The organism is Kitasatospora sp. NPDC001159 (assembly GCF_053598235.1).
On the sequence record NZ_JBSFJV010000026.1, the window covers coordinates 84,443 to 90,922 of the forward strand.

General features: G+C 70.3%; 4 protein-coding genes, 1 tRNA gene and 2 pseudogenes. 2 read left to right on the forward strand and 5 right to left on the reverse strand.

The genetic code is table 11. From position 1 onward, the window contains the following. Nucleotides 1–127 precede the first annotated feature (127 nt). Nucleotides 128–1,459, reverse strand: coding sequence for a M20/M25/M40 family metallo-hydrolase (locus tag ACWC9T_RS16275; protein ID WP_449821703.1), 1,332 nt, complete (start codon nt 1,457–1,459; stop codon nt 128–130). A gap of 291 nt (nt 1,460–1,750) precedes the next feature. Between ACWC9T_RS16275 and ACWC9T_RS16280 the strand changes: the two genes are divergently transcribed. Beyond that, nucleotides 1,751–1,835, forward strand: a tRNA-Leu gene (locus ACWC9T_RS16280). 253 nt (nt 1,836–2,088) lie between these two features. After that, a complete protein-coding gene (locus ACWC9T_RS16285; protein WP_449821704.1) occupies nt 2,089–3,201 on the forward strand; it encodes a CapA family protein in 1,113 nt (370 codons plus the stop codon). Nucleotides 3,202–3,278: 77 nt separating this feature from the next. Here ACWC9T_RS16285 and ACWC9T_RS16290 read toward each other — a convergent pair. The 4 genes and pseudogenes from ACWC9T_RS16290 to ACWC9T_RS16305 form a co-directional block, all read right to left on the reverse strand. Continuing rightward, a pseudogene (locus tag ACWC9T_RS16290) lies at nt 3,279–4,391 on the reverse strand (ATP-binding SpoIIE family protein phosphatase); the annotation flags it as partial. A 213-nt stretch (nt 4,392–4,604) separates the two neighbouring features. Next, nucleotides 4,605–5,153: pseudogene (locus ACWC9T_RS16295) on the reverse strand (ATP-binding cassette domain-containing protein); the annotation flags it as partial. A gap of 406 nt (nt 5,154–5,559) precedes the next feature. Beyond that, nucleotides 5,560–6,243, reverse strand: coding sequence for a TetR family transcriptional regulator (locus ACWC9T_RS16300; RefSeq protein WP_449821713.1), 684 nt, complete (start codon nt 6,241–6,243; stop codon nt 5,560–5,562). A gap of 144 nt (nt 6,244–6,387) precedes the next feature. Next, nucleotides 6,388–6,480, reverse strand: a 93-nt coding sequence (locus ACWC9T_RS16305; RefSeq protein ID WP_132919430.1) for an acyl-CoA dehydrogenase family protein, incomplete at its 5' end; no start/stop codon positions are given.

A 6,480-nucleotide genomic window follows, 5' to 3' on the forward strand; every position in this document is an offset into this window, starting at 1 on the left:
CGGCGCGGAAATTACATAGGAGAATCGTTTCTGTTGATCTCCCTCAGCCCGTCCCACAATCATGCGCTCGGACAATGCGGTCGGCCCGCCCCCGGCACTCCGGGAGCGGGTCGACCCAGTCGCCTGATCAGCAGGCGTCGATGAAGCGGTCCAGCACCCGGACGCCGAACTTCAGCCCGTCCACCGGCACCCGCTCGTCCACGCCGTGGAACATCCCGGCGAAGTCCAGCTCCGGCGGCAGCTGCAGCGGCGCGAAACCGAAGCAGCGGATGCCCAGGTCCTGGAAGGACTTGGCGTCCGTACCGCCCGACAGGCAGTACGGCACGGCGCGGGCGATCGGGTCCTCCGCGCGCAGCGCGGTCTGCATCGCGTCGACCAGCGAGCCGTCGAAGCTCGTCTCGATCGCCCGGTCCGAGTGCAGGCTCTCCCGCTTCACGCGCGGGCCGAGCACGCTGTCCAGCTCGGCGAGGAACTCCTCCTCGTAGCCGGGCAGGAAGCGCCCGTCCACGTGGGCGGTGGCCTGACCCGGGATCACGTTCACCTTGTAGCCGGCACCGAGCATGGTCGGCTGGGCGGTGTTGCGCAGCGTGGTGCCGATCATCTTGGCGATACCGCCGAGGACGCGCAGCGTCTCGTCCATGTTCTCCGGGTCCAGCTCGACCCCGAGGGCGTCGGACAGCTCGTCCAGGAAGGCGCGGACGGTCTTGGTGATCCGCAGCGGGAACTTGTGCCGTCCGAGCCGGGCGACCGCCTCGCACAGCTCGGTGATGGCGTTGTCGTCGTTCTCCATCGAGCCGTGCCCGGCCCGGCCCTCGACCGTCAGGCGCATCCAGTGCATGCCCTTCTCGGCGGTCTCCACCAGGTAGAGCCGCACCTGGTCGTTGACCGTGAAGGAGAAGCCGCCGACCTCGCCGATGCCCTCGGTCACGCCCTCGAACAGCTCCGGGTGCTTGTCCACCAGGAAGCGCGCGCCGTAGGTGCCGCCCGCCTCCTCGTCGGCGAGGAAGGCGAGCACGATGTCGCGCGGGGGCTTGCGGCCGGTGCGCAGCCGGTCGCGGATGACCGCGAGGGTCATCGCGTCCATGTCCTTCATGTCGACCGCGCCGCGGCCCCAGACGCAGCCGTCCGCGATCTCGCCGCCGAAGGGGTCGTACGTCCAGTCCGCGGCGTTGGCCGGCACCACGTCGGTGTGGCCGTGGATCAGCAGGCCCGGGCGGGACCGGTCCTCGCCCTCGATCCGGACCACGGTCGAGGCCCGCCCCTTGGCCGACTCGAAGATCTGCGGCTCGATCCCGAACTCGGCGAGCTGCTCGGCCACGTACTCGGCCGCCCTGCGCTCGCCCGGCCCGGACCCGTCCCCGTAGTTGCTGGTGTCGATCCGGATCAGATCGCGACAGATCTCGGCGACCTCCGACTCAGCCGTCACCTTCGGCGCCGCCGACTCGCTCCGCTCGCTCACGGTCACTCCTCGTCTTGGGCCCGCACCGACGCACCAGCGCGCCACCCCCAGGACCTGCACCCGGGCCGTACGAGCACGTCCGCCCATCCTCTCCCAGCCCTCCATCCCGATCCACCCCTCCGCACCGCCCCGAAACCCCCTGGTCACGCCGCCGCCACAGAGCACCCCTTGCCCCGCCACCAGCGCCGTTCCCCCGCCCGGAGCCGTTTTGGGAGCCCAAGCCGATCTTTGCTACAGTTACATCTGTCAGCGCGACGGACGAGAGATCGAAAGCCGCGAGGGCGACACCCGGTCCGGGTGGCGGAATGGCAGACGCGCTAGCTTGAGGTGCTAGTGCCCTTTATCGGGCGTGGGGGTTCAAGTCCCCCCTCGGACACAACTCTTCGCCAGCAACGTTGGCGAGGGAATGCGGGTCAGGAGCAATCCTGACCCGCATTTTTCGTTGCGCGTGGTCGTACACGCAGTGCGGGTCCAGGGCGCCAGGACGCGGTATGACCGGGCGGGGCGAGGAACTCGCACGGCCGCGTCCGTGGACGGTACGAGCCGCTGACCGCCAGGCCTACGTGGGGCAGACCGAAAGCCGAGGGCATCGCGGACCAGATCCACGCTGCGGCGCCTAGCGTGGAACCATGAGCACTGACCCGGTCAGGTTGTTCCTCTGCGGTGATGTGATGCTCGGCCGCGGGGTCGACCAGATCCTGCCGCACCCCGGCGATCCGACGCTGCGGGAGCCGTACGTCCCGGATGCGCGGGCCTACGTCGAGTTCGCGGAGGCTGTGAACGGTCCGATTCCTCGTCCGGTCGACTTCACTTGGCCCTGGGGGGAGGCCCTGCAACTGCTCGACCAGGCCGCACCCGAGGTACGGGTGCTGAACCTGGAGACGAGCATCACTCGCAGCGACGACTTCGCGGCGGGGAAGGACGTGCACTACCGCATGCACCCGGCCAACCTTCCCTGTCTGGCCGCCGCCCGGCCCGACGTCTGCGTACTGGCCAACAACCACGTGATGGACTTCGGCCTCCTCGGACTCGCGGAGACGCTCGACACCTTGGCGAGTGCGGAGCTGACGGCGGTGGGAGCGGGACGGGACGCGGGCGCGGCACGAGAACCCGCGATCGTCACGGTGGACGGCGGCCGGCGGGTTCTGGTCTTCGCGTTCGGCACGGCGTCCAGCGGGATTCCGTGGAGGTGGGCCGCGGCTGAGGATCGAGCCGGCGTCGACTTCGTGTCCGAGGCTTCGGGCGTCGACGCGGCCGACGTCGTCGATCGAGTCCGGCAGGTGAGGCGACCGGACGACGTCGTCGTCGCCTCCGTCCACTGGGGGTCCAACTGGGGCTACCAGGTCTCCCGGGATCAGACCCGCTTCGCGCACGCCCTGATCGACGGCGGTGTCGATGTCGTGTACGGACACTCCTCGCACCATCCCCGCCCCATCGAGGTCTACCGGGGGAAGCTCGTTCTCTACGGCTGCGGCGACTTCATCGACGACTACGAGGGCATCGCCGGCCAGGAGCACTACCGGGACGACCTGCGGCTGCTGTACTTCGTCTCGGTGGAGCCGGGCACCGGAAGGCTGGTCAGTGCCCGCATGGCGCCCGTACAAGCCAGACAGATACGGCTTGAGCATGCCTCCGCCGAGGACGCACAGTGGCTACGGGATGTCCTCGACCGGGTCAGCCGCGGATTCGGCGTGCGAATCGATCTCGGTCCGGACGGCATGCTCACTCTTCGGGGCATGTGAAGGATGCGGGCCCCGGGCACCGAAACGTCCTGAATTCGCCGCCTTGTTGACGGCATGATGGCGGGCGCGGGGGTCCGTCACGGGAGCGGCTGCTCCGCCCAAATGATCTTGTGGGTGGGTGTGTACCGGGTGCCCCACCGCTCGGCGAGCTGGGCGACGAGGAACAGGCCTCGTCCGCCCTCGTCGGTGGTGGCCGCGTAGCGCAGGTGAGGGGAAGTGCTACTGGTGTCCGAGACCTCGCACATCAGCTTGCGGTCCCGCAGCAGGCGAACGCCGATGGGTCCCCCGCCGTAGCGGATGGCGTTGGTGACCAGCTCACTGAGGATCAGCTCCGTGGTGAACACCAGGTCGTCCAGCCCCCACTCGGCCAGCTGGCGGCTGGCCGCGGCCCGTACACCGGCGACGGCGGCCGGGTCCGTGGGTACGTCCCACTCGGCCAGCCGGTCCTGCGGCAGCGCCCGGGTGCGGGCCACGAGAAGGGCGATGTCGTCGGTCGAGTACGCGGGCGGCAGCGCGTCCAGCACGGCGTCACAGGTGTCCTCCGGCGTCAGGTCACGGGAGCCCTCCAGCGCGCCGCGCAGCAGTTCGAGTCCGTGGTCGATGTCATGGCGGCGGTCTTCGACGAGCCCGTCCGTGTAGAGCACCAGCCGACTGCCCTCGGGCAGCCTGACCTGTGCCGTCTCGAAGGGCAGGCCTCCCACCCCCAGCGGAGGTCCTGCGGGCAGGTCGAGGAAGTCCACGGTGGCGTCGGGCCGGACGAGGGCGGGCGGGAGGTGGCCGGCGCGTGCCAGCTCGCAGTTCCGCGACACCGGGTCGTAGACGGCGTACAGGCAGGTCGCGCCGGTGATCTCGGCGCCGTCGCCGGTGGCCGCCTGGTCCCGGTCGATCCGGCTGACCAACTCGTCGAGGTGCGCGAGGAGCTCGTCGGGGGGCAGGTCCAGCATGGAGAAGTTGTGCACTGCCGTCCTCAGGCGCCCCATGGTGGCCGCCGCGTGCAGGCCGTGGCCGACGATGTCGCCCACGACCAGGGCGACGCGGCTGCCGGCCAGCTGGATGACGTCGAACCAGTCCCCGCCGACGCCCTCCTTCGCCGGCAGGTAGCGGTAGGCGACGTCGAGGGCGTTCTGCTCGGGCAGCCCGTGCGGCAGCAGGGACTGCGCCAGGGACACGGCCATGGTGTGGTCCCCGGTGATGGCCGAGACGATCTGCTCCTGGGTGGCGTACTTGGTGTCGAAGAGGCCGCTGTTGCGTCCGAGGCGCAGCACCGCGATCCGGTCGGCGGTCGTGCGGACGTTCTCCAGGTCGTGGCTGACCAGCAGCACGCCGAGGTGCTGGTTGCGCAGGCGCTCGACCAGTTCCAGCACCAGGGCGGTCTGCCCGACGCCGAGGGCGGCGGTGGGCTCGTCGAGGATCACCACCTTGGGCCTGCCGATCAGCGCGCGTGCGATGGCGATGCTCTGGCGCTGGCCGCCCGAGAGCGAGCCCACGGGGATGCGCAGGCTGGGAAGCCTGATGGCCAGGGAGTTCAGCAGTCTGCGGGCACGCTTCTCCATCTCGACCTCGTCGAGGACGCCGAACCGGCGGATCTCCTGGCCGAGGAAGATGTTGCCGACCGTGTCGAGGTTGTCGCAGAGTGCCAGATCCTGGTGGACGGTGGCGATGCCGAGGCTCTGCGCGTCCATCGGCCTGCGGAGGGCGACCGGCCGGCCGTTCCATTCGATGACCCCGCTGTCGGGTGCGAGGACTCCGGCGATCACCTCGACCAGGGTGGACTTGCCGGCCCCGTTGTCCCCGACCAGCGCGACAACCTCTCCCGCGTCGATCCGGAGGGTGACACCGCTCAGCGCCTGCACGGCACCGAACCGTTTGGAGATGCCGCGCACTGCCAGCAGGGGCGTCTGTGCCACCCGAACCACCTCTCCACCGAGGGACGGAGCGGACACCGCAACCACCTCATGCGGGCCGACGGGTGAGCCCGTCCGGCCTCCTCTCCCATACTCACCCGTCTCCCATACTCACCCGCCGGGACGCGGGCTGTCCTGCCGCCGGGGCGGTCCGCACGGGTCGGCATCGCCTCCTGCGCCACTGCCACGGTGATGAGAGTGGAAACCGGCAGGTCCCTCGTCCGAACCGCCCTCGATCCGGCCGTTCGCCGCCCTTCCAGGTCCAGCACCGCGGAGGCCCGTTCAGGCCGGCCGGAACGGGACGGTACAGGGGTCGATCGCATGGGAACTGTTGGTGAACCACCCCGGTCCGCCACCGAGACCCGGGTCGACCCATGCCGAAGTCGGGCTCGCCGCGGGTGAGTTGCCCCCGGACGTGGCCGCCGGTCGGCGAGGAGCGAACCCGTGCGGTGGTTCAGACCCGGTGGGCGTCGCCGAGGGCGCTCTCGATGCCCTGAACCATCCGCCACAACGGGGCGCGGCGGCTGGCGACCAGGACCACCACGTCGTCGGCCGGGCCCTCGCCGTTCTGGACGGAGTCGGGGCGGTCGCTCCAGGTGGCGGTGACGAAGGACATCGCCGCGTCCACCTCGACCACCCAGTCGCTCTCACCGCCCGAGCGCAGCCAGGTGCGCAGGGCGTGGTTGTGCGCGGCGACCACGGCGGCGGCGATCACGTCGGCGCGCAGCGGGCCGTCCGGGCGGTCGGCGAAGCGGCCGCGCAGATAGGCGGCGAGGGTGTGCTCGTAGCGCCAGACCACCGACAGCTCGTACGCCCGCAGACCCGGCACCTTGCGGGTGAGGCGGTAGCGCTGCACGGAGAAGGAGGGCTGCTCGGCGTACATCCGCAGGACCAGGCGGGCGGCGTCGCAGGCGTGCTTGACCGGGTCCTCCTCGCCGGTGCCGGACTCCAGGAACTCCGTCATCTCGGCGAGGCTGCGCTCGTGGTCGGGGAAGACCACGTCCTCCTTGGCCGGGAAGTAGCGGAAGAAGGAGCGTCGGCCGACGCCCGCGAGCGAGACGATGTCGTCGACCGTCGTCTGCTCGAAGCCGCGCTCCAGGAAGAGCTCGAAGGCCGCGGCCACCAGCGCCTCGCGCATCGCCGGCTTCGAGGGCCCGTCGTTCATGGGCAGGTCCTGCTCTTCCTTCTCGCTCATTCTCCGGAACTTAGCATCGGGACGATGCGTCGGCCCCGACGGCCGGTCGGCTGACCGGTCCGACCGTCGGGGCGTGCCAGAGCGTCGTTACGGCAGGTTGCGGGCCATCACGATGCGCTGGACCTGGTTGGTGCCCTCGTAGATCTGGGTGATCTTCGCGTCGCGCATCATCCGCTCCAC